At 61.5% G+C, this 26,921-nt stretch carries 19 protein-coding genes and 4 tRNA genes; 12 read left to right on the top strand and 11 right to left on the bottom strand.

The genetic code is table 11. The features are described 5' to 3' along the window. The first annotated feature begins 96 nt into the window (after positions 1 to 96). Positions 97 to 1,035, top strand: a complete 939-nt coding sequence (locus tag NJC38_RS13540) for an aspartyl/asparaginyl beta-hydroxylase domain-containing protein (protein WP_045489057.1) — start codon at positions 97 to 99, stop codon at positions 1,033 to 1,035. Between the two features lie 76 nt (positions 1,036 to 1,111). After that, entirely contained in the window at positions 1,112 to 2,827 is a 1,716-nt protein-coding gene (gene aceK / locus NJC38_RS13535; protein WP_253115151.1) for a bifunctional isocitrate dehydrogenase kinase/phosphatase, read from the top strand. A gap of 315 nt (positions 2,828 to 3,142) precedes the next feature. Here aceK and NJC38_RS13530 read toward each other — a convergent pair whose 3' ends face one another. The 4 genes from NJC38_RS13530 to NJC38_RS13515 form a co-directional block, all read right to left on the bottom strand. Continuing rightward, positions 3,143 to 6,616 carry a PAS domain-containing hybrid sensor histidine kinase/response regulator gene (locus NJC38_RS13530; protein ID WP_253115150.1) on the bottom strand — a complete coding sequence of 1,158 codons (3,474 nt, stop codon included), beginning with the start codon at positions 6,614 to 6,616 and terminating at the stop codon, positions 3,143 to 3,145. Positions 6,617 to 6,828: 212 nt separating this feature from the next. After that, positions 6,829 to 8,337 (bottom strand): tripartite tricarboxylate transporter permease, encoded by a 1,509-nt coding sequence (locus NJC38_RS13525; RefSeq protein ID WP_253115149.1) that lies wholly within the window; start codon positions 8,335 to 8,337, stop codon positions 6,829 to 6,831. Beyond that, positions 8,337 to 8,798, bottom strand: coding sequence for a tripartite tricarboxylate transporter TctB family protein (locus NJC38_RS13520; protein ID WP_253115148.1), 462 nt, complete (start codon positions 8,796 to 8,798; stop codon positions 8,337 to 8,339). The genes NJC38_RS13525 and NJC38_RS13520 overlap by 1 nt, the downstream gene beginning before the upstream one ends. Next, positions 8,786 to 9,739, bottom strand: coding sequence for a tripartite tricarboxylate transporter substrate binding protein (locus NJC38_RS13515; RefSeq protein ID WP_253115147.1), 954 nt, complete (start codon positions 9,737 to 9,739; stop codon positions 8,786 to 8,788). The genes NJC38_RS13520 and NJC38_RS13515 overlap by 13 nt, the downstream gene beginning before the upstream one ends. A gap of 469 nt (positions 9,740 to 10,208) precedes the next feature. Between NJC38_RS13515 and NJC38_RS13510 the strand changes: the two genes are divergently transcribed. Together NJC38_RS13510 and NJC38_RS13505 are read left to right on the top strand one after the other, a co-directional pair. Then, positions 10,209 to 11,519, top strand: a complete 1,311-nt coding sequence (locus tag NJC38_RS13510) for an OprD family porin (RefSeq protein WP_253115146.1) — start codon at positions 10,209 to 10,211, stop codon at positions 11,517 to 11,519. A gap of 299 nt (positions 11,520 to 11,818) precedes the next feature. Beyond that, the gene (locus tag NJC38_RS13505; RefSeq protein WP_253115145.1) at positions 11,819 to 13,693 is read left to right on the top strand and encodes an MFS transporter; all 1,875 of its coding nucleotides are present in this window, start codon (positions 11,819 to 11,821) and stop codon (positions 13,691 to 13,693) included. Here the strand turns inward: NJC38_RS13505 and tyrS are convergent. The 3 genes from tyrS to rdgC all read right to left on the bottom strand — a co-directional run bounded on the left by tyrS (position 13,690) and on the right by rdgC (position 17,040). After that, the gene (gene tyrS, locus NJC38_RS13500) at positions 13,690 to 14,922 is read right to left on the bottom strand and encodes a tyrosine--tRNA ligase (protein ID WP_253115144.1); all 1,233 of its coding nucleotides are present in this window, start codon (positions 14,920 to 14,922) and stop codon (positions 13,690 to 13,692) included. The two genes, NJC38_RS13505 and tyrS, sit on opposite strands and share 4 nt — an antisense overlap. A 164-nt stretch (positions 14,923 to 15,086) precedes the next feature. Further along, the gene (locus NJC38_RS13495; protein ID WP_253115143.1) at positions 15,087 to 16,049 is read right to left on the bottom strand and encodes a bile acid:sodium symporter family protein; all 963 of its coding nucleotides are present in this window, start codon (positions 16,047 to 16,049) and stop codon (positions 15,087 to 15,089) included. 70 nt (positions 16,050 to 16,119) lie between these two features. Next, positions 16,120 to 17,040: a recombination-associated protein RdgC gene (gene rdgC / locus NJC38_RS13490; protein ID WP_045489083.1), complete on the bottom strand. Its 921-nt coding sequence runs from the start codon at positions 17,038 to 17,040 to the stop codon at positions 16,120 to 16,122. A 157-nt stretch (positions 17,041 to 17,197) separates the two neighbouring features. Here rdgC and NJC38_RS13485 point away from each other — a divergent pair. Both NJC38_RS13485 and NJC38_RS13480 read left to right on the top strand, forming a co-directional pair. After that, positions 17,198 to 17,273: transfer RNA gene (locus NJC38_RS13485), tRNA-Val, on the top strand. 12 nt (positions 17,274 to 17,285) lie between these two features. Further along, positions 17,286 to 17,362 (top strand) — tRNA-Asp (locus NJC38_RS13480). Between the two features lie 106 nt (positions 17,363 to 17,468). Here the strand turns inward: NJC38_RS13480 and NJC38_RS13475 are convergent. From NJC38_RS13475 to NJC38_RS13460, 4 genes are all read right to left on the bottom strand, one after another. Then, on the bottom strand, positions 17,469 to 18,413 hold the full coding sequence (locus NJC38_RS13475; RefSeq protein ID WP_045489086.1) for a LysR family transcriptional regulator: 945 nt from the start codon (positions 18,411 to 18,413) through the stop codon (positions 17,469 to 17,471). A gap of 112 nt (positions 18,414 to 18,525) precedes the next feature. After that, positions 18,526 to 20,049 carry a tripartite tricarboxylate transporter permease gene (locus NJC38_RS13470; RefSeq protein WP_253115142.1) on the bottom strand — a complete coding sequence of 508 codons (1,524 nt, stop codon included), beginning with the start codon at positions 20,047 to 20,049 and terminating at the stop codon, positions 18,526 to 18,528. Then, the gene (locus NJC38_RS13465; protein ID WP_253115141.1) at positions 20,046 to 20,576 is read right to left on the bottom strand and encodes a tripartite tricarboxylate transporter TctB family protein; all 531 of its coding nucleotides are present in this window, start codon (positions 20,574 to 20,576) and stop codon (positions 20,046 to 20,048) included. Before NJC38_RS13465 ends, NJC38_RS13470 begins: the two co-directional genes overlap by 4 nt. A 69-nt stretch (positions 20,577 to 20,645) precedes the next feature. Next, complete coding sequence (locus NJC38_RS13460; protein ID WP_290447253.1) at positions 20,646 to 21,656, bottom strand: tripartite tricarboxylate transporter substrate binding protein; 1,011 nt, start codon at positions 21,654 to 21,656, stop codon at positions 20,646 to 20,648. A 260-nt stretch (positions 21,657 to 21,916) separates the two neighbouring features. Here NJC38_RS13460 and NJC38_RS13455 point away from each other — a divergent pair, with 260 nt between their 5' ends. From NJC38_RS13455 to NJC38_RS13430, 6 genes are all read left to right on the top strand, one after another. Continuing rightward, complete coding sequence (locus tag NJC38_RS13455; protein ID WP_253115140.1) at positions 21,917 to 23,242, top strand: MFS transporter; 1,326 nt, start codon at positions 21,917 to 21,919, stop codon at positions 23,240 to 23,242. After that, positions 23,235 to 24,194: an amidohydrolase gene (locus NJC38_RS13450; protein ID WP_253115139.1), complete on the top strand. Its 960-nt coding sequence runs from the start codon at positions 23,235 to 23,237 to the stop codon at positions 24,192 to 24,194. The genes NJC38_RS13455 and NJC38_RS13450 overlap by 8 nt, the downstream gene beginning before the upstream one ends. After that, positions 24,191 to 25,207, top strand: a complete 1,017-nt coding sequence (locus tag NJC38_RS13445) for a 4-hydroxythreonine-4-phosphate dehydrogenase PdxA (RefSeq protein ID WP_253115138.1) — start codon at positions 24,191 to 24,193, stop codon at positions 25,205 to 25,207. Before NJC38_RS13450 ends, NJC38_RS13445 begins: the two co-directional genes overlap by 4 nt. A gap of 88 nt (positions 25,208 to 25,295) precedes the next feature. Next, positions 25,296 to 26,471 (top strand): L-rhamnonate dehydratase, encoded by a 1,176-nt coding sequence (locus NJC38_RS13440; RefSeq protein WP_045489106.1) that lies wholly within the window; start codon positions 25,296 to 25,298, stop codon positions 26,469 to 26,471. 215 nt (positions 26,472 to 26,686) lie between these two features. Next, positions 26,687 to 26,762, top strand: a tRNA-Val gene (locus NJC38_RS13435). Between the two features lie 12 nt (positions 26,763 to 26,774). Then, positions 26,775 to 26,851, top strand: a tRNA-Asp gene (locus NJC38_RS13430). Positions 26,852 to 26,921: the final 70 nt, after the last annotated feature.

Genomic DNA, 26,921 nt, shown 5'->3' with positions numbered 1-26,921 from the left:
CCATAAAGCACTTAACTGAACAGTATTTGCCTTACGACCCGAACTGACGGGCGGCCTTGATCCAAAGGCCGCCCGTTGGTTTTCAAGGAGAGCTCCATGACCCTATCGTTCGCTGTAAAGGCGTCGATCCTGCTGTTGTTCGTGGGCAGCACGCTGTACGTCCACTTGCGTGGCCGGGCACGCTTGCCGCTGCTGCGTCAGTTTGTCAATCATTCGGCGTTGTTCGCTCCTTACAACAGCCTGATGTACCTGTTTTCCAAAGTGCCGTCCAAGCCATACCTGGACCGCCGCGAGTTTCCCGAGCTCGATGTGCTCAAGGACAACTGGCAAGTCATTCGTGAAGAGGCCATGCGCCTGTTCGACGAGGGTTACATCCGTGCTGCAGCCAAGGATAACGACGCCGGTTTTGGCTCGTTCTTCAAGAAAGGCTGGAAGCGGTTTTACCTGAAATGGTACGACAAGGCCCTGCCGTCGGCCGAAACCCTGTGCCCGCAAACCGTGGCGCTGGTCAACAGCATCCCCAACGTCAAGGGCGCGATGTTCGCCTTGCTGCCTGGCGACAGCCACCTCAACCCGCATCGCGACCCGTTCGCCGGTTCGCTGCGCTATCACCTGGGCCTGTCGACGCCCAACTCCGACGCCTGCCGGATCTTCGTCGATGGCGAGGAGTACGCCTGGCGTGACGGTGAAGACGTGATGTTCGACGAAACCTACGTGCACTGGGTCAAGAACGAGACCAGCGTGACCCGGGTGATTCTGTTCTGTGATGTCGAGCGGCCACTGACCAATAACCTGATGACCCGCATCAACCGCAGCGTCAGCGCCTTTCTGGGCCGCGCCACCGCGCCGCAGAATCTCGACGACGAGCGCGTCGGCGGCATCAACCAGGCCTATGCTTTCAGCAAGCGCTTCAGCAACGTGATCAGCACTCAGGTCAAGCAGTTCAAGCGCAGCAACCCCAAGGCCTACCGCATCCTGCGCCCGGTGCTGGCCGTGCTGGTGCTGACCCTGCTGGGTTACTGGCTGTTTGGTTGAGCCCATAACGGGGTAGGGGCCGGCAGATACTCACGCCCATAGGGTGCCCCATAGAGGGCGCTCTGGAGGATTGACCGTGCCTCCCCACCCCCTCGCGCAGGCCATCGCCCGGCTGATCCTGGCCGGCTTTGACGATTACCGCAGGCATTTCCGGCGCATCACCGACGCTGCCCGGCAACGCTTCGAGCAAGCGCGCTGGCAAGCCATTCAGGATGCCTCCGCGCAGCGCATCGAACTCTATGAAGTTCAGGTCAACCGCACCATTGTCCGGCTGCGCCGACGCTTTGCCGGTGAGCGCTGGCCGGGGGTGAGGGGATGGCCCCTGATCAAGACCCTGTTCACCGGCCTGATCGCCCCGCGCCGCGACGGCGAACTGGCCGAGACCTGGTTCAACTCGGTGTTCTGCGGGTTGTTCAGTCATGACCTGATCAGCGATGGCTGCATGTTCGTGCACAGCACTTGTCCACCGTTACGGGGCAAGCCTGCGCTCGCGCAGATCCGGCGTTACTGGCCCAATGGCAACCTGCCGGTGCTGCTGCGCAGGATTTTCAATGATTACCGCTTCAAGGTCCCTTACTGCGACCTGGACGCAGACCTGCTGCGCCTTGAGGCGCTGCTGCAAGCCAACTTGCCGGACTGGGTGGTGCGTGACCCTGAACTGTGTATCGAACTGTTTACCTGCGTGTTCTACCGCAACAAGGGCGCGTACCTGGTAGGCCGGCTGTTTACCGCAGATGAACACTGGCCGTTGGTGATTGCCCTGCTGCACCACCAAGGCGAGGGCCTGCGGATTGACACCCTGATTGTCGACGAGGCCGAGGTGTCGATCATCTTCTCCTTCACTCGCTCATACTTCATGGTTGATGTGCGGGTGCCCAGGCAGTTCGTGGCCTTTCTCAAGCGCATCCTGCCGGGCAAGCACCTGGCCGAGCTGTACAGCTCGATCGGCTTCTACAAGCAGGGCAAGTCGGAGTTCTACCGGGCCCTGATTCGTCATCTCAATCGCACTGACGACCGTTTTGTCATGGCCCCGGGTGTTCCGGGCATGGTCATGAGCGTATTTACCCTGCCTGGCTTCAATACCGTGTTCAAGATCATCCGCGACCGCTTTGCGCCGGCCAAGCTGGTTGACCGTGCCACGGTGATCGACCGTTACCGGCTGGTGAAAAACAGCGACCGGGTCGGCCGCATGGCCGACACCCAGGAATTTGCCGATTTTCGCTTTGCCTTGACCAGCTTCGAACCTGCCTGCCTGACCGAGCTGCTATTGGCAGCGCCGTCGACTGTCCAGGTGGTGGATGGTGATACGGTGCTGATCCGCCATTGCTGGACCGAACGGCGGATGATGCCGTTGAACCTGTATCTGGAGCAGGCCAGCGCGGCGCAGCGACATGAAGTACTGGACGACTACGGCCTGGCGATCCGCCAACTGGCAGCGGCGAACATCTTTCCCGGCGACATGCTGCTGAAAAACTTCGGCGTCACCCGTCATGGTCGGGTGGTGTTCTACGACTACGACGAAATCAGCCTGCTCACCCAGGTCAACTTCCGCCGCATCCCTGCACCGCGCACCCCGGAAGATGAATGGGCCGCTGAGCCTTGGTACGCCGTCGGCCCCCACGACGTTTTTCCCGAAGAGTTCCCTACCTTCCTGTTCGCCGACCGCGAACAACGCCAGCTTTTTACCCGCCTGCATGGCGAACTGTTCGATGCCCACTGGTGGCAAAGCGTTCAAACCGACATCCGCGCCGGCAACGTGATCGACGTATTTCCCTACCGCAGAGGGCACTGAATCGAGCGGACGACAAAGGTCGCCGTTGCTGTTGATCTTGCTTCTGCTTTTGCTCTTCGAATCCCGCTTGAAGCGGGACTAGCCGTCGCAAGCATTTTGGTTACGTTGGCGCTCCAAAGTAACTCGCCCAGCAGGGCGAAACCTGCGTCTCAAGCAACTCGGTATTGGATTTTCCATTGATCGAAAGATCGCCGTGCTAGCGAAGAGTGCAGCACATTCACAATAGATGTATGAATTTTACCGGCCTCTTCACGAGCGAACTCGTTCCCGCAGAGACCGCGTTGATCATTAGTCCTGCGGTTGAGCCCTATATCCTCAATGCAAATCCACATGCCGACTCAACAACGCCCGCAACGCCGCAGGCTTGACCGGCTTGGGCAGGTAATCCAGCCCGGCTGCATGCACCTGCGCAATCAACTCCTGGCGACCATCGGCACTGATCACCACCCCCGGCACCGGCTCACCCAGCCGCGTGCGTAACCAGGCCATTAACTCAGCGCCGGTCTCACCGTCATCCAGGTGGTAATCGACCAGCGCCAGGTGCGGCCGGACCCCCGTGTCCAGCAACGCCTGACACTCACTGCGATTGCGCGCGGTCCACACCTGACAACCCCAGCGACTCAACAGGCTCTGCATGCCGATCAAGATGCTGTCTTCGTTATCGACACACAGTACCTGCGTCCCATTGAGCGGCTGCTTGTCCGCCTCGACCACCACCGCCTGCGCCAGCGGCTGAGTCTCGGCCAGTGGCACCTGCACACTGAACACACTGCCACGGCCCGGCCATGAGCGAACCTGCAACGGATGATCAAGCACCCGGCACAAGCCATCGGCAATCGCCAGCCCCAGCCCCAGGCCTTTTTCGGCGCGGGTCTGATGGCTGTCCAGACGCTTGAACTCCTCGAAAATCACCCGCAGCTTGTCCTGCGCAATGCCTGGCCCGCGATCCCAGACCTCAAGGTTCAGATGCCGGCCGCGACGCCTCACACCCAGCAACACCGGGCCTTTGGCATAACGGAAGGCGTTGGTCAGGAAGTTCTGCAAGACCCGGCGCAGCAGCTTGATATCACTGTCGACCCGCAACGCGCTGCCCCGCACCCTGAACGGGATGCCTTGGTCCTGAGCCAGAGCCTTGAACTCGGTGCCGAGTGTGTCGAACAGGCTGTTGAGGACAAAGGGCTGACGATCCGGGGCGATCTTGCCGTTCTCCAGGCGCGAAATATCCAGCAGATCGCTGATCAGGTCTTCGGCTGAACGCAATGAGCTGTCCAGGTGCTGGATCAGTTGCTGGGCGTCGCAGGAAATGCCTTCCTGCTGCGCCGACAGCGCGGCGGAAAACAGCCGCGCAGCATTGAGCGGTTGCATCAGGTCATGGCTGACGGCGGCCAGAAAGCGGCTTTTTGATTCGTTGGCCGACTCGGCATGTGCCTTGGCCTCGCCCAGTGCCTGGTTGAGCTGTGACAGTTCATGGGTGCGCTCGGTTACCCTTTGTTCAAGGCTCTCATTGACATCCTTGAGGACCTTTTCCGCCTCGCGGTACGCGGTGATGTCGGTAAAACTCATGACGAAACCGCCGCCGGGCATTGGGTTGCCGATCAGTTCGATCACCTGACCATTGGGAAACAGCCGTTCGGAGGTGTGCGCACGGCCCTGGCGCATCCAGTGCAGACGCCTGGCCACGTGGACTTCGGCCTCGCCAGGGCCGCACAGGCCGCGTTCGGCGTTGAAGCGAATGATGTCGGCAATCGGCCGGCCGACCCCGATCAAACCCTCGGGGTAGTCGAACAGCTCCAGGTAGCGGCGGTTCCAGGCCACCAGGCGCAGCGACTGGTCGACCACACTGATGCCCTGGGTGATGTTCTCGATGGCGCCTTGCAACAGGGCGCGGTTGAACTCCAGCACTTCCGAGGCTTCGTCGGCGATGCGCACCACGTCCTCAAGCTGCATCTCGCGGCCTTCGATGGCTGCCTTGACCACCGCGCGTGCCGAAGAGGTGCCCAGCACACCGGCCAGCAGGCGTTCGGTGTGGGCGATCCATTCGCCGTTGGCGTTCTGGCCAGGGTTGAAGTCCTGGCCCTGGGTGAAGGCGAAGCGCAGGAAGCTTTTATGCGCCCGGTCGTCACCGACGAAGCGCGACGACAGGTGCAGCAGGTCTTCGACTTGCACCGACAGCAGCGAGCGGCTGCCGGAGCGGGCCTGGGTCTGCTGGCCGATGAAGCGCCCGGCCTGCCAGTGTTCGGTGACCCGTGGGCGCGAGAGGATCGAGACCCAGGCGAACAGGATGCAGTTACCGGTCATCGACAGCACCACCCCCTGGGTCAGCGGGCTGATCGGCAGATTGAAGGGGTTGCTGTGCAGCCAGGCCAGCAGCGGGAAACTCTCCAGTGCCCAGCCCATGCTGTGGGCAATCACCGGCAGCACCAGGGTGTAGAACCACAGGAAAATACCCGTGGCCAGGCCGGCGAATACGCCACGGCGGTTGGCCTGTTTCCAGTACAGCGCGCCGAACATCGCCGGCGCCAGTTGGGTGATGGCCGCAAAGGCGATCTGGCCGATGGTCGCCAGGCTGGCGGTGGAGCCCAGCATGCGATAGCTGACGTAGGCCAGCAGCAGAATCACCACGATGCTTACCCGGCGCACGGTGAGCATCCAGTGGCGGAAGGCTTCGAACGGCCGCTCGGCATTTTTGCGCCGCAGCAGCCATGGCAGCAGCATGTCGTTGGACACCATGGTCGACAACGCCACGCTGGCGACGATCACCATGCCGGTGGCCGCCGAAGCGCCACCGATAAAGGCCAGCAAGGCCAGGGCAGGGTGGGCGTGGCCCAGCGGCAGGCTGATTACAAACGAGTCGGGTAGTACCCCGTCGGGCAGCATCATCTGCCCGGCCAGGGCGATGGGGATCACGAACAGCGCAGCCAGCGCCAGGTAGGCAGGAAATACCCATTTGGCCAGGTTCAGGTCGCCAGGCTCGATATTTTCCACCACCGTCACGTGAAACTGCCGCGGCAGACAGACGATGGCCATCATCGCCACCCCGGTCTGCACGATCATCGCCGGCCAGTTGATGGTCTCCTGCCAGTAGGCTTCCAGTTGCGGGGCCGTGCGTGCCTGGCTGAGCAGGTCGTCGAAACCGTCATACATGCTGTAGGTGACGAACACCCCGACGGCCATGAATGCCAGCAGCTTGATCACCGCTTCGAAGGCAATCGCCAGGACCATGCCCCGGTGGTGTTCGGTGACGTCCAGATTGCGCGCGCCGAACACGATGGTGAACAAGGCCAGGACCAGTGACACCACCAGTGCCGTGTCCTGGGCGCTGGTGCCGGTCGAGTCGGGCCCGGCGCCGATCAGGATATTCACCCCCAGCACGATGCCTTTTAGCTGCAAGGCGATATAGGGCAGCATGCCGACCAGGCAGATCACCGCCACCATCACCGCCAGTGGCTGGGATTTGCCATACCGTGCGGCGATGAAGTCGGCAATCGAGGTGATGTTTTCCTGCTTGCTGATCAGCACCATCTTCTGCAGCACCCAAGGCGCCAGCAGCATCAGCACGATAGGCCCCAGATAAATCGGCAGGAACGACCACAACTGCTCGGCGGCCTGGCCCACTGCGCCGAAGAACGTCCAGCTGGTGCAGTACACCGCCAGCGACAGGCTGTACACCCAGGCCCGCTGGGTCGGGCGCAGGGCGTTACTGTAGCGGTCGCCATAGAAGGCGATGGCGAACATGATCGCCATATAGGACAGGGCGACGACCGCAATAAGGCCGCTGGACAACGACATGGAAACTCCGGAGCAGAAATGGAACGCAATCTGGCCTGAGAGTCTGGCACGTGGCTCGTGGCAAGTCAGCGCCGACCATGGTCGCAGTGGCTGTAAATCAATTGGCGGCGCAGTCAGTGCCGAGGGCTATGAAGGCAAACCTGAAACAACGGGGGCGAGGTTGCGCCGGGCAGCCTCGCCCCCGTGTCAGGGCTTTTGCGCTCAGATGGCGGTCAGATTTCTTCGTCCTTGAACGCTTCTTCGCGTTTTTTGCGCAGCGCGGGCAGGATCATCAGCACCAGCAGGATGGCCGAGGCGGCGAACAGGCCGGCGCTGATCGGACGCTCGACCAGCACCATCGGGTCGCCCTGAGAGATCAGCATCGCCCGGCGCAGGTTGGTTTCCAGCAGTGGCCCGAGCACGAAGCCCAGCAGCAGCGGCCCCGGCTCGCATTTGGCTTTGCGCAACAGGTAGCCCAGCAAACCGAAGATGATCACCAGTGCCACATCAAAGCCGCGGTTGTTGACGCTGTAGACGCCGACACAGCAGAACAGCAGGATTGCCGGGAACAACAGGCGGTAAGGCACGCGCAGCAAGCGAACCCAGACCCCAATCAGCGGCAGGTTGATCACCAGCAGCATCACGTTGCCGATCCACATACTGGCGATCAGTCCCCAGAACAGCTCGGGCTGGTGATTGATCACCGACGGGCCGGGGGTAATGCCGTGGATCATCATCGCGCCAAGCATCATCGCCATGATCGAGTTGGACGGAATGCCCAGGGTCAGCAAAGGAATGAACGACGATTGTGCGCCGGCGTTGTTGGCCGCTTCCGGTGCGGCGACCCCTTCTATTGCACCGCTGCCAAAATTTTCCGGGGTTTTGGAGACTTTCTTTTCCAGCGAGTAGGCGCTGAACGCACTCAAGGTCGCGCCGCCGCCCGGCAGCACCCCCAGGAAGGTGCCCAGTGCGGTGCCGCGCAGGGTGGCCGGCCAGGCTTTGCGAAAGTCCTCACGGGTCGGCCACAGGCGGGTGATCTTGCCGGCCAGTGAGCCCCGTGCTTCGGGTGATTCAAGGTTAACGGCGATTTCTGCGATACCGAACAGGCCCACGGCGATGACCACAAAATCGATGCCGTCATACAGGTCGGTGGAGCCGAATGTCAGGCGTGTGCTGCCGCTGCTGACATCCATGCCGACCATGCCCAGCAACAGCCCTACGCAGACCATGGCCACCGCCTTGATTACCGAGCCGCTGGCCAGGATGGTGGCGGCCATCAGGCCAAAGACGGTCAGGGCGACGTATTCGGCCGGGCCGAACGACAGGGCGAACTTCGACAACAGCGGGCCGGCCACCGCCAGTGCAACGGTGGCCACGGTGCCGGCAAAGAACGAAGCCAGTGCGGCAGTGGCCAGTGCCGCACCGGCCCGGCCGCGCTTGGCCATGGCATGACCATCCAGTGCGGTCACCACCGCAGACGCTTCACCGGGCAGGTTGACCAGAATGGCTGTGGTCGAGCCGCCGTACTGGGCGCCATAGAAGATGCCGGCGAGCATGATCAGCGCTGCCAGCGGCGGCAGGAAGTAAGTGATCGGCAGCAGGATTGCCACCGTGGCGGTCGGGCCGATACCCGGCAAGACCCCAATCAGGGTGCCCAGCAGCGCGCCAATCAGGCAGAACGCCAGGTTGGTCGGGCTCATTGCGGCAGAAAAGCCCAGGTACAGCGCGTCGAAAAATTCCATCAGAACGGCCCCACTGGCATTTGGACGTCCAGTCCGTAGATGAACACGACCAGCCCGAACAGGCTAAGCACGACACTGGAGATAAGGGCTTCACGCAGGCGCCACTCTCTGTCGGCCATGCTGCCGAACAGGATCAGCCCGGCCGACGCGATCAGAAAACCGGCCAGCTCGGCCGCCAGCGCGAACCCGCCAACAGCGGCCAGCAGGATCAGCAGGGGGCGCAAGCGCACCTTGCCGATGGGTTCGGCGCCCTTGCACAAACCTGCCAGGCCAATGATCAGGCCCAGTACCAGCACCATGCTGCCAACCACCATGGGCATGAAGCCCGGCCCCATCATGGCCGCGCTGCCAAAGGCCAGGTCTTTGCTCGACCATAACGCCAGGCCGCCCAGCCCGATCAGGGTGGCGCTGGCCAGCAGATCGGGACGGTTGCCGCGTGTTGCTGCGCTTACTGCACCCATGGCGAGACGCTCCAGAGCTTCTGGTAGCCTTGCAGTTGGGCGGGCATTTGCGCTGCCCAGTCTTCACCTGACAAGTAGGCGATCGGCAGCATCAGGTCCTTGGCCTTGTTGAGAAAATCAGGGTCTTGCAGCACATCGCGGACCGCCTCGGACATGCGCTTTTCGATGTCGGCAGAAATGCCTGAAGGCGCCGCAATACCACGTTCGGAACTCATGACCAGGTCGACACCTTGCTCCCTGGCAGTTGGCAGGTCCGGTTGCTGCGGCATGCGCTCGGCCGAGAACTGGGCCAGCACCCGGAAGTCGTCGTCGGCGTTCAGTTCGCTGATGTTCTGCCCGGCACCACTGATATGCCCGCCCATCAAGGCAGTGCGTGATTCGGACGCGCCGCTGAACGGGATGTGGGTGAGTTGGGTGCCGGTCAGTTGCTGCAACTGGACCATCATCAGGTGATCGTCGGTGCCTACGCCGGAGGTGCCGATCGACATTTTGCCCGGCGCGGCTTTGGCGGCTTCGATGAAGTCGGCAAGGTTCTTGTAGGACGACTCCTTGGGCACCGCCAGTACGGTCGGGTCATCGACGATCCGCGCCACCGGACGGATCTTGTCGGTGTCGTAGCCGACCTTGCGCTGTACGCGGGTGCTGAGAAAACCCGGGGTATTGATAAAGGCAAAGGTATAGCCGTCAGGCTTGGCTTTGCTCAGCGCGGTGTAGGCGATTTCGCCGGCTGCACCGGGACGGTTGACGATCACGATGTCGGCGCCCAGGCGCTTCTCGATGAACGGCTCCATGGCGCGGGCCATCACGTCAGTGCTGCCACCGGGTGCATAGGCCACCAGAAACTCGATCGGCCGGTCTTGCGGCCATTGCGCATGGGCGTTGAATGAGCTGAGGGCAAGGGCGAGCAGGGCTGCACTCGAACAGAATGTGGGCTTGTTCATCAAGGTTCCTCGGGTTGTTTTTATTGAGGTACTGGCAGGTGAAATTCAGCGCAGTCGGCGCGACAGTGGACGGCGTGACAATGAATGACGCAGCGGCTTGGGATGAGCGGCAAGGCGGGGCATAGGCTGACCTGTATTTTTATTGTTCAGGTATGAGGTGACGTTAAAAAAGCTAACAGATTGAAATGATATTTTAAAAATAAGCTTTTGTGACAAGATATTTCTTGGTGTTTCGATAGCAATCAATAGCGCTGTCAGCGCTTTCTGAAAGTCGTGTAGGGCGCTTCCTGGTGTGTCCATCTGGGGTTGACAGGAAGGGGGCTGTGAATTTTTATAAAGGGAATGCTATTTCAAAAAAACAAGAAAAATGGAGCTGCATATGCACTGCGCTGCAAAACCTTCCCTGCGCCATCCGGTCCTGAACGGCGGTTTGCTATTACGTGGCTTGTCACTGCCAAGGCCTGGCTCTGTGAGCCTTTCCATCTCTCGTCTGGCAATCGCAACAGGTTGCGCGATCGTCGGCCTGCAGGCGCATGCCGACTTGCTCAAGGACAGCCAAGCCACGCTGTCGATGCGCAATTTCTATTTCAACAACGACAACCGCGATGGCAGCGCCGATCCTTCGAAAACCGAAGAATGGGCGCAGGGCTTCATGCTCAACTACCGCTCAGGCTTTACCGAAGGGCCGGTCGGGTTGGGGGTGGATGCCACCGGTATGCTCGGCCTGACCCTCGACAGTGGTCGTGGGCGGCATGTCGGCAGCACGATGATTCCGTCTGACGGCGACCGCGCCGCCGATCAGTGGAGCCGCTTCGGTGCGACAGCCAAGCTCAAGGCCAGCAAGACCGAACTGCGCTACGGCCAGTTGATCCCCAAAATTCCGGTACTGGTGGCCACTGATGGTCGCCTGCTGCCGCAGACCTATCAGGGCGTGCAGGTGCAGTCCAAAGAGCTGGACGACTTCACCTTTCTGGCAGGTGGCCTGAACCGGGCCACAGGGCGCGGCTCGACCAACCGTACCGGCATGGCGGTGGCCGGTGGTTCGCAGCAAAGCGATCGCTTCTACTTCGCCGGGGTCGATTACCGGGTTGACCGCGACTTGCTGCTGCAATACTACGCAGGCCAGCTCGAAGACTATTACACCCAGCATTTTCTGGGCCTCAATCACAAATGGACGCTGGGCGACGACAGCTCGCTGACCACCGACCTGCGCTATTTCCGCACCCTTGCCGACGGCGCCAACCGCAGTGCTTCCGGTCGCGCCCAAGGCTATCGCACCAGTGGTTATACCTCGGCAGGCAATGGCGAAATCGACAATAGCTTGTGGAGCGCGGCGTTTACTTACCGGCTGCGCGGCCATTCGGTGTTGCTCGGCTACCAGAGCGTTTCCGACGACAGCAACTTCGTCCAGCTCAATCAGGGTTCGATCGATGAGGGCGCCGGGGGGACCACCCTGTACCTGTGGACCCAGAAAATGGTGCTCAACTTCAGCCGTGCCGGCGAGCAGACCGCCTTTGCGCAATACGCCTACGATTTTTCCGCCAACGGCGTGCCGGGGCTCAAGGCCAGCGTGATGTACCTCAAGGGCGACAATATCCAGACCGTGAACGGCGCCGAACAGTCGGAATGGGAGCGTAACCTGGCACTGGAATACGTCGTGCAGGACGGCGCTTTCAAAGGCCTTGGCGTTGCCTGGCGGCATGCCGTGGCCCGCAGCGAAGCTGCGCGTGATGCCGACCAGACCCGGGTGATCATCAACTACACCTTGGCGCTGTTCTAAAATCGCAGGCATTGCGAACCGCTGTGGGAGATCACCCGCCGCCTCGGCACCGCGGATAAGCGCTGCATGCCTTTATGGGAGCGACCTTGGTCTGGGCAGCATTCCGACGAAAGGGACGGTAAAGTCACAGCAGATGCAGTGTTTTTACTGGCCTCTTCGCGACCAAGGTCGCTCCTACAGAATGCCTGTCATCGCACAGAGATTTGCAATGCGGCTTGTCAGTCTGTGCCGTGAACGTGCAGATTAGCGGCTTTGGCGTGTTGCGCGCCTCTATTCAAAGCCTCTCAGGTGCACGGACGATGAGTCAGCAGTCACAATTCGATCTTCTGAAAAAGCGGCGCTTCCTGCCGTTTTTTATCACCCAGTCCCTCGGGGCTTTCAACGATAACGTGTTCAAGCAGGCGCTGATCCTCGCCATCCTTTACAAACTCAGCATCCAGGGCGACACCTCGGTGTACGTCAACCTCTGCGCCATGCTGTTCATTCTGCCGTTCTTTCTGTTTTCGGCGCTGGCCGGGCAGTTGGGCGAGAAGTATCCCAAGGATGCGCTGATCCGCCTGATCAAGCTGGCCGAGGTCGGCATCATGGCTGTCGCTGCGGTGGGCTTTGTGTTCAGTAATCTGCCGCTGCTGTTGCTGACACTGTTCGCCATGGGCACTCACTCGGCGCTGTTCGGTCCGGTGAAGTACTCGATATTGCCCCAGCATCTGCGCGAGAACGAACTGGTCGGCGGTAACGGGCTGGTGGAAATGGGCACCTTCCTGGCCATTCTGGCCGGCACCATCAGTGCCGGAATCATGTTGTCATTCAGCCATTACGCCTGGATCGTCTCGGCCGCCATCCTGCTCACAGCGTGCCTGGGGCTGTTGGCCAGTTACGGCATTCCCAAGGCGGGCGCTGCGACGCCGGATTTGCGTCTGAACTGGAACATTTTCAGTGAAACCTGGGCAACCGTGCGGCTGGGCCTGACCCAGACCCCGGCGGTGTCGCGCTCGATCGTCGGCAACTCGTGGTTCTGGTTTGTCGGGGCGATTTACCTGACCCAGATTCCAACCTATGCCAAGGACCTGATGCACGGCGATGAAACCGTGGTCACCCTGATTCTGACGGTGTTCTCGGTGGGTATTGCGCTGGGCTCGCTGCTCTGTGAGCGGCTGTCCGGGCACAAGGTCGAAATCGGCCTGGTGCCGTTCGGCTCGTTCGGCATCACCCTGTTCGGCCTGTTGTTGTGGTGGCATTCGGCGCATCTGATCGAGCCTGCCACGGTGCATGGCTGGCGCGAGATTCTCGGCTTGAGTGCCGGGCGCTGGGTGTTGCTGGACATCCTTGGCATCGGGGTCTTTGCCGGCTTCTATATCGTGCCGCTGTACGCCCTGATCCAGTCGCGCACCGCCGAGAAGGAGCGCTCGCGGATCATCGCGGCCAACAACATCCTCAATGCGTTGTTCATGGTGATCTCGGCACTGGTCTCGATCCTGTTTCTCAGTGTGGCCAAGCTGTCGATCCCGGAGCTGTTCCTGGCCGTTTCGCTGATGAATATCGCGGTCAACGTGTACATCTTCCGCATCGTGCCCGAATTCACCATGCGCTTTTTGATCTGGCTGCTCAGCCATTCCATGTACCGCGTCGAACACCGCAACCTGGATCAGATCCCTGATGAGGGCGCGGCGTTGCTGGTGTGCAATCACGTGTCGTTTGTCGATGCATTGCTGATCGCCGGTGCCGTGCGGCGGCCGATCCGCTTCGTCATGTACTACAAGATCTACCAGCTGCCGGTGCTCAACTTTGTGTTCCGTACCGCTGGGGCCATTCCGATTGCCGGGCGCAACGAAGACATGCAGATCTACGAGCAGTCTTTTGCCCGCATTGCCCGTTATCTGGCCGACGGTGAACTGGTGTGTATCTTCCCGGAAGGCAAGCTGACCACTGACGGTGAAATCAGCGGCTTCAAGGCGGGCATGAGCCGGATCATCGAGGAAACCCCGGTGCCAGTGATTCCCATGGCGCTGCAAGGTCTGTGGGGCAGCTTTTTCAGTCGTGATCCGAGCAAGGGGCTGTTCCGTCGCCTGTGGTCAAGGGTGGTGCTGGTGGCTGGCCTGCAGATTGCCGCCGAAGCGGCAAAGCCGGTGGAGGTGCGTGAGGTGGTCAAGCAGTTGCGCGGCCAGGCCCGTTAGTCTGCAAGCACAATCAGTACATGGCGTTTCTTGCCCAGACTGACCTGCCACGGTGCCTGCTCGGCATCCAGTGGTAGGTCCGGGTTGTCCAGCCGCTCACCCTTGCAGCGCAAGCCGCCGCCGGCCGCCAGCCGGCGCACGGCGCTAAGTGACGGCTCCAGTCCGGCATCGACCAGCACGCTGGCAAGCGTAGCCCCGGCGTGCAGCGCTTCACGCTTCAGCGCAATCTGCGGCAGCCCGGCGCTGTCGTGTTCGGCGAAGATTGCGTTGGCCTGCCGCTGCGCCTGGTCAGCCGCGTCCTGACCGTGGGCCAGGGCAGTAACCTGATTGGCCAGCACGATCTTGGCCTGGTTCAGCGCCGCACCGCCTGCGGCTGTCAGGCGCTCGATCTCGTCCAGCGGCAATTCAGTGAACAGCTTGAGAAAGCGGGCCACGTCGCGGTCATCGCAGTTGCGCCAGAACTGCCAGAACTCGAACGGCGCCAAGCGCTCGCCATTGAGCCACACTGCGCCGTTAAGGGATTTGCCCATCTTCTTGCCGTCGCTGGTGGCCAATAACGGCATGGTCAGGCCGAACAGTTCGCGGCTGTCGCGGCGCCGACCCAGCTCTACACCATTGATAATATTGGCCCACTGATCGGCGCCGCCCAGTTGCACGGTACAGTCAAAACGTTTGGCCAGCTCGGTGAAGTCATGGGCTTGCAGCAGGGTGTAGCCGAATTCCAGAAACGACAATGAATGCTCACGATCCAGGCGTTGGCGCACGGCATCGAAGGTCAGCAGGCGATTGATCGAGAAGTAGCGGCCCACCTCGTCGAGAAATTGCAGGTAGCCGATACCGTCCAGCCACTGGGCGTTATCCACCACACGCCCGGCGCCGTCACCCAGTTCGACATAACGGGCGAAGGTCTTGCAGATACCGGCGATGTTCGCCTCGATCTGCGCCTGGTTCAGCAGCGGGCGGCTCTCGTCACGAAAGCTCGGGTCGCCGATGCGCGTGGTGGCGCCGCCGATCAGCATCAACGGTCGATGTCCGGCCTTTTGCAGCCAGCGCATCAGCATCAGGCCTTGCAAGTGCCCCACGTGCAGGCTGTCGGCGGTTGCATCGAAACCCAGATACACGGTGCGCGGCGCCTCGGCCAGATGCTCGCGCAGGCCATCCAGGTCGGTGGATTGATGAATGAAACCGCGTTGTTGCAGGGTTTCGATGATGTCGGAGGGTGCGCTCATGGTGGCTCGGCCGTTGTATAGATGAAAAACTATAAAACCTACCGATAGGTAGGCTTGCTGGGCCGATCATAGACAAGCTTGCCCGGCAGGGCAATGACTCGATAAGTCAGGAGCAGAGGAGGGGCGTGAACCAGCCTGTATCGGCCGGTCCACGAAAGGCGCGCTTAGTCTTGCAGCTTGTGGCTTGCCACTTGCGGCTGCTCGTCTTTCATCTTGCGGAAATACGTCGACAGCAATGCACCGGAGATGTTGTGCCAGACGCTGAACAGCGCACTGGGCACCGCCGCCAGTGGCGAGAAGTGTGCGGCAGCCAGGGCGGCGCCGAGGCCGGAGTTCTGCATGCCGACTTCCAGCGCCAGCGACTTGCGCTGTGGCAGGCGCAGCTTGAACAGCTTGCCGGTGAAGTAACCGAGCAGGAAGCCGAAGCTGTTATGCAGAATCACCACGGCCATGATCAGCAGGCCTGATTCTGCGATCTTCGCCTGGCTGGCCGCCACCACGGCGCAGACGATCATCACGATACTGACCACCGACACCAGCGGCAGCACCTCTACCGCATAGCTGATCCGGGCGCCCAGCAGACGTTGGGCAAGTACTCCGAGGATGATCGGCAGCATCACCAGTTGCAGGATCGACATGAACATGTCGGCGAACGAGACCGGCAGCCAGGCAGAGGCCAGGAACCAGATCAGCGCCGGGGTTAGCAGCGGGGCGAGCAGGGTGGTCACCGCAGCGATGGCCACTGCCAGGGCCAGGTCACCCTTGGCCAGCCAGGCCATGACGTTGGACGAAGTGCCGCTGGGGCAGCAGCCGACCAGGATCACCCCGACGGCGATTTCCGGCGGCAGGTGGAAGACCTGGCAAAGCAGCCAGGCCACGCCGGGCATGATCACGAAGTGGGCGACCACGCCGAGTGCCACGCGCCAGGGGTTGCGCGCCACTTCCGAGAAATCTTCAAGCTTGAGGGTCAGGCCCATGCCGAACATGACCAGCCCCAGCAGCGGGACGATCCAGCCTTTGAGGCCAATGAAAACCTGCGGGAACAGGAACGCCAGGATGGCGAACAACAGCACCCAGTACGCGAAGGTGTTGCCGACGAAGCGGCTCAAGGCTGCCAGTGCGCGCATGGCCTTATCCTTTTGTGATTGCTTAATGAAAAGCGCCGCCAGCGAGGGCGGCGCGATGGCGCTGGGCTGATCAGATGCCTTGTGGCTGCTCTTCGCCGCCCAGGGCTTCGAACAGCTCGGGCAGGAACTCGCCGAAGGTCAGCATCATCAGGGTGAAACTGGCGTCCAGTTGGCCCAGGGCTTCGTCACCGCCGTCCTGCTCGGCCTGCTCTTGCAGCAGGTCTTCGAACTTCAGGCGTTTGATTACCAGCTTGTCGTCGAGCACGAACGACAGTTTGTCCTGCCAGGCCAGCGACAGCTGGGTGACGATTTTGCCGGTGTTCAGGTGCAGCTGGATCTCATCGCCGGTCAGGTCCTGGCGCTTGCAACGCACGATGCCGCCGTCTTCGTGGGTGTCGCGCAGTTCGCATTCATCCAGCACGAAGAAATTGTCGGCGGCTTTCTGGGTCTTGACCCAGTCGGTGAGGGTGGCGCTTGGGGCGACCTTGACCGTCAGTGGGCGCACCGGCAGCGAGCCGATCACTTCACGCAGGGTCGACAGCAGGTCTTCAGCGCGCTTGGCGCTGGAGGCGTTGACCAGAATCAGGCCCTGTTTCGGCGCGATGGCGGCGAAGGTCGCCGAGCGGCGGATGAACGCGCGCGGCAGGAAGGCCTGGATGATTTCATCCTTGAGCTGGTCGCGCTCCTTCTTGTAGACCTTGCGCATCTGCTCGGCCTCGATCTCTTCGACCTTTTCCTTGAGGGCATCGCGCACCACGCTGCCAGGCAGAATGCGCTCTTCCTTGCGCGCCGCGATCAGCAGGAAGTCCTGACTGACATGCACCAAGGGTGCGTCTTCGCCTTTGCCGAACGGCGCCGTGAAGCCATAAGTGGTCAACTCCTGGCTGGCGCAGGGGCGGGCAGGCTTGGTCGCCAGTGCAGTTTCCAGCGCTTCGGCGTCAAAGGGCACGTCCTGGGTCAGTCGATAGACAAGCAGGTTTTTGAACCACATGGGCTGAGTCTCTCCTCATATACAAAGTGGGGCATTATTCGCTGCCCGGCTCCCTTGGACCAGCCCTGAGCTAAGTCATTGGAAAATTTATAAATTTTTTTTCAAAAAGTGCTTGTCAGAGTTTGGGGTGCTCCGTAGAATGCGCGCCACACCGAGAGGGTGATTAGCTCAGCCGGGAGAGCATCTGCCTTACAAGCAGAGGGTCGGCGGTTCGATCCCGTCATCACCCACCATCAGTGTAATGCGCAGCGGTAGTTCAGTCGGTTAGAATACCGGCCTGTCACGCCGGGGGTCGCGGGTTCGAGTCCCGTCCGCTGCGCCACTTTCGATTCAAGCTCACTGAACGGCTTGAATCACTGCCAAAAAGGCGACCTCAGGGTCGCCTTTTTGCTTTTCCGGCTTTTGTTCGGCGCTTCAGGCGCAAGCCTTCAATCGTCTTCACGGGTCCTTTCAGCCCGCACCGCGTCCATGAACGCCTGCATGGCCGATGACTGGATGCGATGGCGGCGGGTGATCAGGCCGTAAGGCGGCAGACGCGGTTCGAAGATGATCGGCAGTACCGCCAGCAGGTGCTTGCCGGGGTAATCGTTGATTACCGACACCGGCGTCACACCAATCATGTCGGTCTGCTGCAGCAGCGACAGCAGGGTCATGATCGAAGTGGTTTCGACGATGCTGTTGGGGATATCCACCCGGGCGTTGTGGAAGGCCTGATTGATGATGGTGCGCATCGGGCTGGGGTGCTGTTGCAGTACCCAGGTCATGTCCTGCAGTTGCTCCCAGCTCAGTTCGGTGGCGCCTGCCATCGGGTGTTGGGCGCCGGCAACTACACACAGGGTTTCTTCACCCAGACTGTCGAACAGCAGATCATCGGTGCGGGCGCCATCTGGAATACGGCCGAGCACCACGTCCAGTTGATCCTGTTGCAGGGCCTGCACCAGTACATCGCTGGTATCGACCTGAATGCTCATCGACAGCCGTGGATGACTGTTCTTGAGGGTGGCGATGGTGCGGGTCAGGAGCCCGCAAGCCAGCGCCGGAATGGCGCCGATGGTTACCCTGCCAAGATTGCCGGACTCCAGCGCCACGAACTCCTCACGCATGCCCGACAGCTCGGCGAAGATCATCTTCGCGTAGTAGATCGCCGTCTCGCCAAACGCGGTGGCGCGCATGCCGCGCGGCAAGCGCTCGAACAGCTCGACGCCAAGCAGGCTTTCCGCTTCGTGGAGCATCTTGGTGGCTGCCGGCTGGGTCATGCCGATCTCTTCGGCCGCGCGGCGCAATGAGCCGAACTCCTGAAGCGCCAGCATCAGGCGCAGTTGCCGCAAACGCAGGCGGCTGTGGATGATGCTGGCGTCTGGAATACGGGACATGGCGCGACTCTTGGCAGGAGAACCGGCCAAGGGTGACAACAAATCGCGCCGCTCGCCAGTCATAAGCGAGCGGCCCCTGGCAATGCCCGGAAACAGCCCGGCCTGTGCCCGGTCACGAGACATGCTTGGTCTGCCCGCAGCCTTGGCGCGTGAACAGTGCTTTTATGGCGCGCGCCAGCAGTGGCCAGAACAGCATCAGCAGGGCTGCCGTGGTCAGGCTGCCAACCAGCGGATTCGACCAGAAGATCGATAATTGCCCGTCGGAGAACAGCATCGACTGACGAAAGGCGTCTTCGGCCTTGTCGCCCAGCACCGCCGCAAGAATCAATGGCGCAATCGGGTAGCCGAGCTTTTTGAACAGGTAACCGAGCGCGCCAAAGATCAGCATCAAGCCGACGTCGAACATCGAGTTGTGCACCGAGTAGGCACCAATCGAGCAGATCATGATGATGATCGGCGCAATGATCGAAAACGGGATGCGCAGGATCGAGGCGAACAGTGGCACGGTCGCCAGCACCACGATCAGGCTGACCACGTTGCCCAGATACATACTGGCGATCAGCCCCCAGACGAAATCGTGCTGCTCGACAAACAGTGTCGGTCCTGGATGCAGGCCCCAGATCATCAGCCCGCCGAGCATCACCGCGGCGGTTGCCGAGCCCGGAATCCCCAGGGTCAGCATCGGGAGCAGGGCGCTGGTGCCGGCACTGTGATCGGCGGTTTCAGGGGCGATAACACCTTCCACTTCACCTTTGCCGAAGTTGTCCCGGTTCTTCGAGAAGCGTCGCGCCAGGCTGTAGCTCATGAACGAGGCGGCGGTCGGTCCGCCGGGTGTAACCCCCATCCAGCAACCGACCAGCGCGCTGCGCAGCCAGGTCAGCCAATAGCGTGGCAATTTGGCCCAGGTGCGCAGGATGGTCATTGGCGTGATGCGCGCCCGTTCGCCGCGAAACACCAGGCCTTCCTCGACCGTGCAGAGAATCTCGCCGATACCGAACAGGCCGATCACCGCCACTTCAAAGCTCAGGCCGGAAAGTAGCCAGGTCTGGTCGAAGGTCAGCCGCAGTTCGCCAGACACCGTGTCCATCCCCACGGCAGCCATGGCAAAACCGATCATCATCGCGACCACGGTTTTCAGTGGCGGGTTCTTGCTCATGCCAATGAAAGTACAGAACGCCAGCAGGTACACGGCGAAGAGCTCGGGCGAGCTGAACGCCATGGCGAATTCGGCGATACGGGTCGACAGGAAGGTCAGCAGCAGCACGCCCACCAGTGCCCCGAGCAGCGCCGAGGTGAAGGCGGCGGTCAGTGCTTCGCCGGCCTGGCCGTTGCGCGCCATCGGGTAGCCATCGAAGGTGGTCGCCACCGACGAGGGTTCGCCGGGTATGTTGAACAGGATCGAGGTGATGGAGCCGCCGAACAGTGCGCCCCAGTACATGCACGACAGCAGGATGATCGCTGACACCGGCTCCATGGTGAAGGTCAGCGGCAACAGCAGCGCCACGCCGTTGGGCGCGCCGAGGCCGGGCAGTACGCCGACCAGAATGCCAAGCAGCACACCGATGACCATCAGGCCGATGTGATGCGGGGTCAGGATCAGCGCCATGCCCTGCATCAGAGAGTCGATTTCGCTCATTGCGGCTTTCCTCCGGCCAGGGTCAGCAGATCACCCAGCAGGCCGCTGTCCAGCGGCACTTTGAACCACAGGGCGAAGATCAGATAGCTGGCCAATGCCGCGCCGCAGGCTATGGTAGCGATCAGGGCGATGCCGTAAGGCTTGTTGCGCTGGCGGTCGCGCCACATGAACCAGGCGATGAACACCGCCGAGGCCAGGTAGATACCGGCAAACGGCATGGCGATTACATACAGGGTAATCGGCACGAATACCGCCAGCACCTGGCGAAAGGCCTGGCGGCCGACGAACCCGGCGCTCATCGCCGGGCTGCGCAGCAGCGCCAGAATCAGGTTGCCGAGACTGGCGGCGGTCATCAGCAGACCGATGTAGAAGGGGAAGTAACCGGCCTGGGGGCCGGCATCGCCCCAGCCGATACCGATATCAATGGCGCCATACATGACGATGCTGCCAAGTGCGGCGGTAAACAATGCCAGGCCGATTTCCACCCGGCGGGTGGTCACCAGCGGCGTGTCGGTGGTGTTGGACATGAGAGTTCCTCGCTGTGGGCTGGGCAGCCCGGCGGCTTCGCTGCGCGCCGGGAGAGGTCGAGGCGAGGCTTACTCGCGCAGCCAGCCGGCCTGCTTGAACACGGGGATGACGCGCTCGCGATCCTTCTCGATGTAGCTGACCAGTTGCTGGCCGGCGAGGAAGGTCGGGGCCAGCGCCGAGCGCTCGACGTAGGTTTTGAATTCCGGGGTCTGGCTGACCTTGCGCAGCAATTCGACATAGAACTCGCGCTGCTCGTCGCTGACCCCGCCAGGCAGGAACACCGTACGCGGGAAGCGGTACTGGTCGATGCCCAGGCCCTGCTCCTTGCAGGTGGGTACGTCGGCCCAGGACTGCGTGTCGGTGACTTTCTGGGTGTAGCTCATGCGTTGCTGGCTGAACACGCACAGTGGTACCACCTGGCCGCCGCGCCACTGGCTGACGCTTTCGGCCGGGTTGTTGAAGTTGGCTGCGATGTGCTTGCCGGCCAACTGGGTGGACGCTTCGCTGCCGCTCTTGAACGGTATGTAGGTGAGCCGGGTGTTGGTCTGCTGACCGAGCAGCAGGGTCAGGGTCTGGTCGACATCCTTGGACTGACTGCCGCCGATTCGCATCTTTGCCGGATCCTGGGCAAGGGCGGCCTTGAACGCGGCGGCGTCCTTCCACGGTGAGTCCTGATAGGTCCAGAGGATGAAGTCATCTTCCGCGACGGCGGCTACCGGGGTCAGGTCGGTCCATTGGTAGCCCAGCTTGGCGACCAGTGGCAGCAAGTAGATGTTATTGGTGCCGATCACCAGCTTGTGGGCGTCGCGGTTGGCCAGCTTCATCTCCAGAAAGGCTTCGGCACCGTTGCCGCCGCCCTTGTTGAGCACCACAGTATTGACGTCGAGCAGCTTGTGCTGAGTAATCGCCGACTGGATCACCCGGCCCAGTTGATCGGTGCCGCCGCCGGGGCCGCCGGCCACAACGATCTCTACGTTTTTCTGCGGTTTCCAGTCGGCCAGGGCACTGAGCGGAGCGCTGCACAGCAAGCAGCAGGCGCTGAGCAGGACGGGAATGTGACGCGAGCGAACGATGCGCATCGGGGCTACCTCATTGTTGTCGTTGTTATGTGGGATGCCGGGAGTGTGCGAAGCATCTCGATAAGCGTCTACTCAAAATAACTGATACTCCGATAGCCTCAGGTTATGTCGACCGCGTCGGTCGAGTGATAACCCCAGGCTATGTCCATATGAGAATCTTTGATTAGACGGTTATCGTTTCGCAGGCCGATAGTGCGCTCAGCCCGGACGGTCCCCTGCCGTCCCGGAATTACAAAAACAACAATGCAGAGGTACTTTCAATGGCTCAGGCTCACCCTGTCGCCCGACAAGTGCGCGCCGCCTCGGACCAGGTTCTGGCTGCCAGTCCCAGTCGTGTGCGCTGGCGCATTTTCGCGATCATCTTCGCGCTTACGGTTATCAATCTGGTCGATCGGGTATCGCTGTCGATCGCCATGCCGATCATCGCCAAGGAGTTCACCCTCAGCCCGAGCATGCAAGGGCTGATTCTCAGCAGCTTCTTCTGGGCCTACGCATTGCTGCAGATTCCCGGCGGCTGGCTGATCGACCGCTACGGCCCGCGTCGGGTCATCGGTTGGTCAACCGGGCTGTGGGGGACTTTCCAGACGCTGGCCGCATTTGCCACCGGAGGGCTCTCGCTGATGTTCGCGCGGGTCGCTCTGGGCGCTGCCGAGGCACCGTTGTTTCCGGCAGGCGGCAAGCTCAACTCGTTGTGGCTGGGCTCTGGCGAGCGCAGTCGCGGTGCGGTGCTGATGGACTGCGGCGGGCCGTTGGGCGTGGCGCTGGGTGGCTTGTTGATCGCCTACATGATTGCCGTGCTCGACTCCTGGCGGATCGCGTTCTTCATCGCCGGTATCGCCACCCTGGCGATGGGCTGGCTGGCCTGGCATTACCTGCGTGACGATCCGGCGGCACATCCAGGTGTCAATAAGGCTGAGCTGGCGTCGATCAATGAGGGGCGCAGCGTGCCGATGGCCGAGGCCGCGCAGCAGGCCGTGAAGGGCCTGGGCATCGCCGCCCGCTCGTTGACCGGCATCATGCTTGGCCGGGCCAGTTGGGCCATGGTGTTCTTCGGTCTGCTGACCTGGGGGCCAAGCTATCTGGCGCAGGCGCGTGGCTTCGACATAAAGGGCATTGGCGCGGCGACGTTCGTGATCTTTCTGTGTGGCGCCGCCGGCTCGCTGACCGGTGGCTTTCTCTGTGATCTGCTGATCCGCAAAGGCATGCGCCGGGGGCTGGCCGCCAAAGGGCTGCTGACGTTTTCCGGGCTGATCGCGCTGTGCGCCTTCTTGCTGCTGCCCGGCCTTGGCGACCCCTACCAAGCGGTCGGGCTACTTTCGCTAACGGCATTCTTCCTGATGTGGGGCAGTTTGTACTGGAGTTTTCCAGGCCTGCTGGCATCGCCGGCAAGGGTGGGCCTGATCGGTGGCGTGATGAATCTGGCGGGTAGTCTGGGCGGTATCGCGGTGCCGATCCTGGTCGGCCTGCTGTTGCAACATGCTGGCGGCTACAGCGCGGTATTGGGCTTCTTCGCCGTGTGCTCGGGGCTTTTTATCGCCGGCACGCTGTTGATTTCTCTGGACCAGGCCGAGGTGGCCCATGGCTGATCTGTATGACGGGCCGATCACTGATGCCCACCATCATTTCTGGGACCCACAGCGCAATTACCATCCGTGGTTGTCGGGCAAGCAAAACATCCCGTTCCGTTACGGTGACTACAGCGCGATCAAGCGTCGTTACTTTCCGGATGATTACCTGGCCGATGCCGGTGAGCATCAGGTGGTGGCCACTGTGTATGTGGAGACCGAGTGGGATGCCCGCGACCCGATTGGTGAGACGCGCTTCATTCATCAGGTCGCCGCGCAGTATGGCGCGCCCAATGCGGTGGTCGCGCAAGCCTGGCTGGACGCCCCGGATGCTGCTGAGGTGCTGGCCGCCCAGGCAGGTTTTGAGCGCGTACGCAGCGTACGCCACAAGCCGGGTGGTCCGGCTACGCCGGATCACGTCGGTCAGCAGCGGACGTTGATGAGTGATGAGCAATGGCGCCGCGGCTATGCCGAGCTGGCGCGCCATGGCCTGCACTTCGACCTGCAAAGCCCGTGGTGGAACCTGCATGAGGCAATCGAACTGGCCCGCGACTTTCCACAAACCCAACTGATCCTCAACCACGCCGGGCTGCCGTCGGATCGCAGCGAGCAGGGGCTGGCAGGCTGGCATGCCGCTATGGCGCGCCTGGCTGATTGCGCAAACGTCGCGGTGAAGGTCTCTGGCATCGGCCTGCCCGGCAAGCGCTGGTGCGTTGAAGACAGCGCCTGGATCGTGCGCGAAACCATCGCCATGTTCGGCGCCGCGCGGGTGATGTTCGCCAGCAATTTTCCGGTCGACAGCCTGTGTGGCTCGTTCGACGACATCTACGGCGGCTTCAAACGCATCGTCGCCGACCTGCCGCGCCAGCAGCAGGAGCAGCTATTTCACACCAATGCGCGGCGCCTTTATCGCACCGTGCCGGATGTCATCCGCCTTGCGGACGTCTCTGCCGACCTGAGGACCATTGCATGAGTAACTCGACTCTTCCCCGTCTGGCCATGGTGCTGGGTGATCCGGCCGGCATCGGTCCTGAACTGATCGCCCGGCTGCTCAGCGAGCCGGAGGTGCGGGGCAAGGCCCATGTTTTGCTGATCGCCGATGAAGCAGAAATGCGCCGCGGTATGGACATTGCGGGGCGGTCGTTTCCCTACCGCATCATCGACTCGACCGAGGCGCTGCAATTCACCGACGACACACCCTTGCTGTTGCCATTTCGCGGCCATGCCGAGGGCGAGTTTGTGCGCAGCCAAGCCAGTGTCATCGGCGGCCGCTACAGCCTCGATACCCTGGAGCAGGCACTGCGTCTGACGGCGGCCGGCAGCACCGACGCGATACTGTTCGGGCCGTTGAACAAAACCTCACTGCACATGGCTGGCATGGGGCACAGCGATGAGCTGCACTGGTTCGCCGAATACCTGGGGTTCGAGGGACCGTTCTGCGAATTCAACGTGCTCGATAACCTGTGGACCTCGCGGGTGACCTCCCACGTGGCGCTGGCCGATGTGCCTGGCATGCTCAGCCAGCAACGGGTGTTGGAGGCCATTGGCCTGATCGATACCGCGCTCAAGCGCAATGGTCTTGATAAACCACGCATCGGCGTCTGCGGGCTCAACCCGCATAACGGCGACAACGGCAGCTTCGGTCGGGAAGAGCTGGACATCATCGGCCCGGCAGTGGAACTGGCTCGCGAGCAGGGCATCGACGCCGTCGGCCCATATCCGGGCGACACCATCTTTCTCAAGGTGCAGGGCGATAGCCAGGCCTTCGATGCGGTGGTGACCATGTACCACGATCAGGGCCAGATCGCGATCAAGCTGATGGGCTTTTCCCGAGGGGTGACGGTGCAGGGCGGCTTGCCGATCCCTATCACTACCCCGGCCCACGGCACGGCGTTTGATATTGCCGGGCAGGGCAAGGCCAATGTCGGCGCAACCCGGCAGGCCTTCGAGATCGCTTGCCGTATGGGCGCTCGACGTCAGGCCTGACGCCAGACCGTATTGCTGATTTTTTCTCTGCCGGCTCGCGCTCGTCAGCCGGTCAGGTTGACTCATGCTTTGAAACAGGAGCTAGACCATGAAAATAAAATCCATCCGCACCCGCGTTTTCGAATGGAAGGGCAAGGTCGTACCGCCCCAGGCACATTTCTGCACCAACGCCAGCGACATTCTTTTCGAGCGTGGCGATGCCATGGGCTCGTTCCGGTTCCACGGTTGGCTGGTGGTGGAAGTGGAGACTGACAACGGCATCGTCGGCATCGGTAACTGTGCCTTGGCGCCGCGGGTCGCCAAGCAAATCATCGACACCTATCTGGCCCCGATTGCGATTGGCGAAGACCCGTTCGACAACGAATACATCTGGCAGAAGATGTACCGGCAGAGCCATGCCTGGGGGCGTAAAGGCATCGGCATGGCGGCGATTTCGGCAATCGATATCGCCATCTGGGACATCATGGGCAAGGCGGTCGGCAAGCCGGTGTTCAAGCTGCTCGGCGGCCGCACCAAGGAAAAGATCTGGACCTACGCATCCAAGCTGTATGCCAACGACAACCTCGACCTGTTCCTCGAAGAAGCCCAAGGCTACCTGAATCAGGGTTTCACTGCCTTGAAGATGCGTTTCGGTTACGGCCCCAAAGACGGCCCGGCCGGCATGCGCCGCAACATCGAGCAGGTGCGTGCCCTGCGTGAGCTGGCAGGTCCGGATGTCGACATCATGCTTGAGTGCTACATGGGCTGGACCCTGGAATACGCCCGGCGCATGTTGCCGAAGCTGGCCGAGTTCGAGCCGCGCTGGCTGGAAGAGCCGGTGATCGCTGATGACCTGGAAGGCTACATCGAGCTGAAGAAGATGGGCATCATGCCAATCTCCGGCGGTGAGCACGAGTTTACCTCCTATGGCTTCAAGGACCTGCTCGAACGCCGGGCCGTCGACGTGATCCAGTACGACACCAACCGGGTCGGAGGCATCACCGCTGCACGCAAGATCAACGCGATGGCCGAAGCCTGGTCGGTGCCGGTCATCCCGCATGCCGGGCAGATGCACAACTATCACCTGACCATGTCCACCACCGCCTCGCCAATGTCCGAGTTCTTCCCGGTGTTTGACGTTGAGGTGGGTAACGAACTGTTCTATTACGTGTTCAAGGGCGAACCGGCGCCGGTCGATGGCTACATTCAACTCGATGACAACAAACCGGGCCTTGGTCTGGAAATATCGACCGAGTACTTGAGCGAGTTCAACATCATCGAGTGACGGCCTGGCTCAAGCATAACGCTCTGGCCCCTGCTGCCCTCGGTCAAAGAGGGCAGTATGCCCATGCACACGCATGAGGGAGGGCGCTGGCCGCGCAAGCGTCACGAAGCAGCCGGGTGCCGAGGGTTTTTCGGATTATCGATTTTTTTCAATTATTTGCAGCTAAGTGCTTGCCAGCTATGGAATTGCTCCGTAGAATGCGCGCCACACCGAGAGGGTGATTAGCTCAGCCGGGAGAGCATCTGCCTTACAAGCAGAGGGTCGGCGGTTCGATCCCGTCATCACCCACCATCAGTGTAATGCGCAGCGGTAGTTCAGTCGGTTAGAATACCGGCCTGTCACGCCGGGGGTCGCGGGTTCGAGTCCCGTCCGCTGCGCCACTTTCGATTCAAGCTCACTGAACGGCTTGAATCACTGCCAAAAAGGCGACCTCAGGGTCGCCTTTTTGCT

This window comes from Pseudomonas sp. 21LCFQ010, from assembly GCF_024129905.1.
GTDB lineage: Bacteria > Pseudomonadota > Gammaproteobacteria > Pseudomonadales > Pseudomonadaceae > Aquipseudomonas.
The sequence above is the reverse complement of the archived record's forward strand: the minus strand, read 5'-3'. Positions and strand labels throughout refer to the sequence as shown.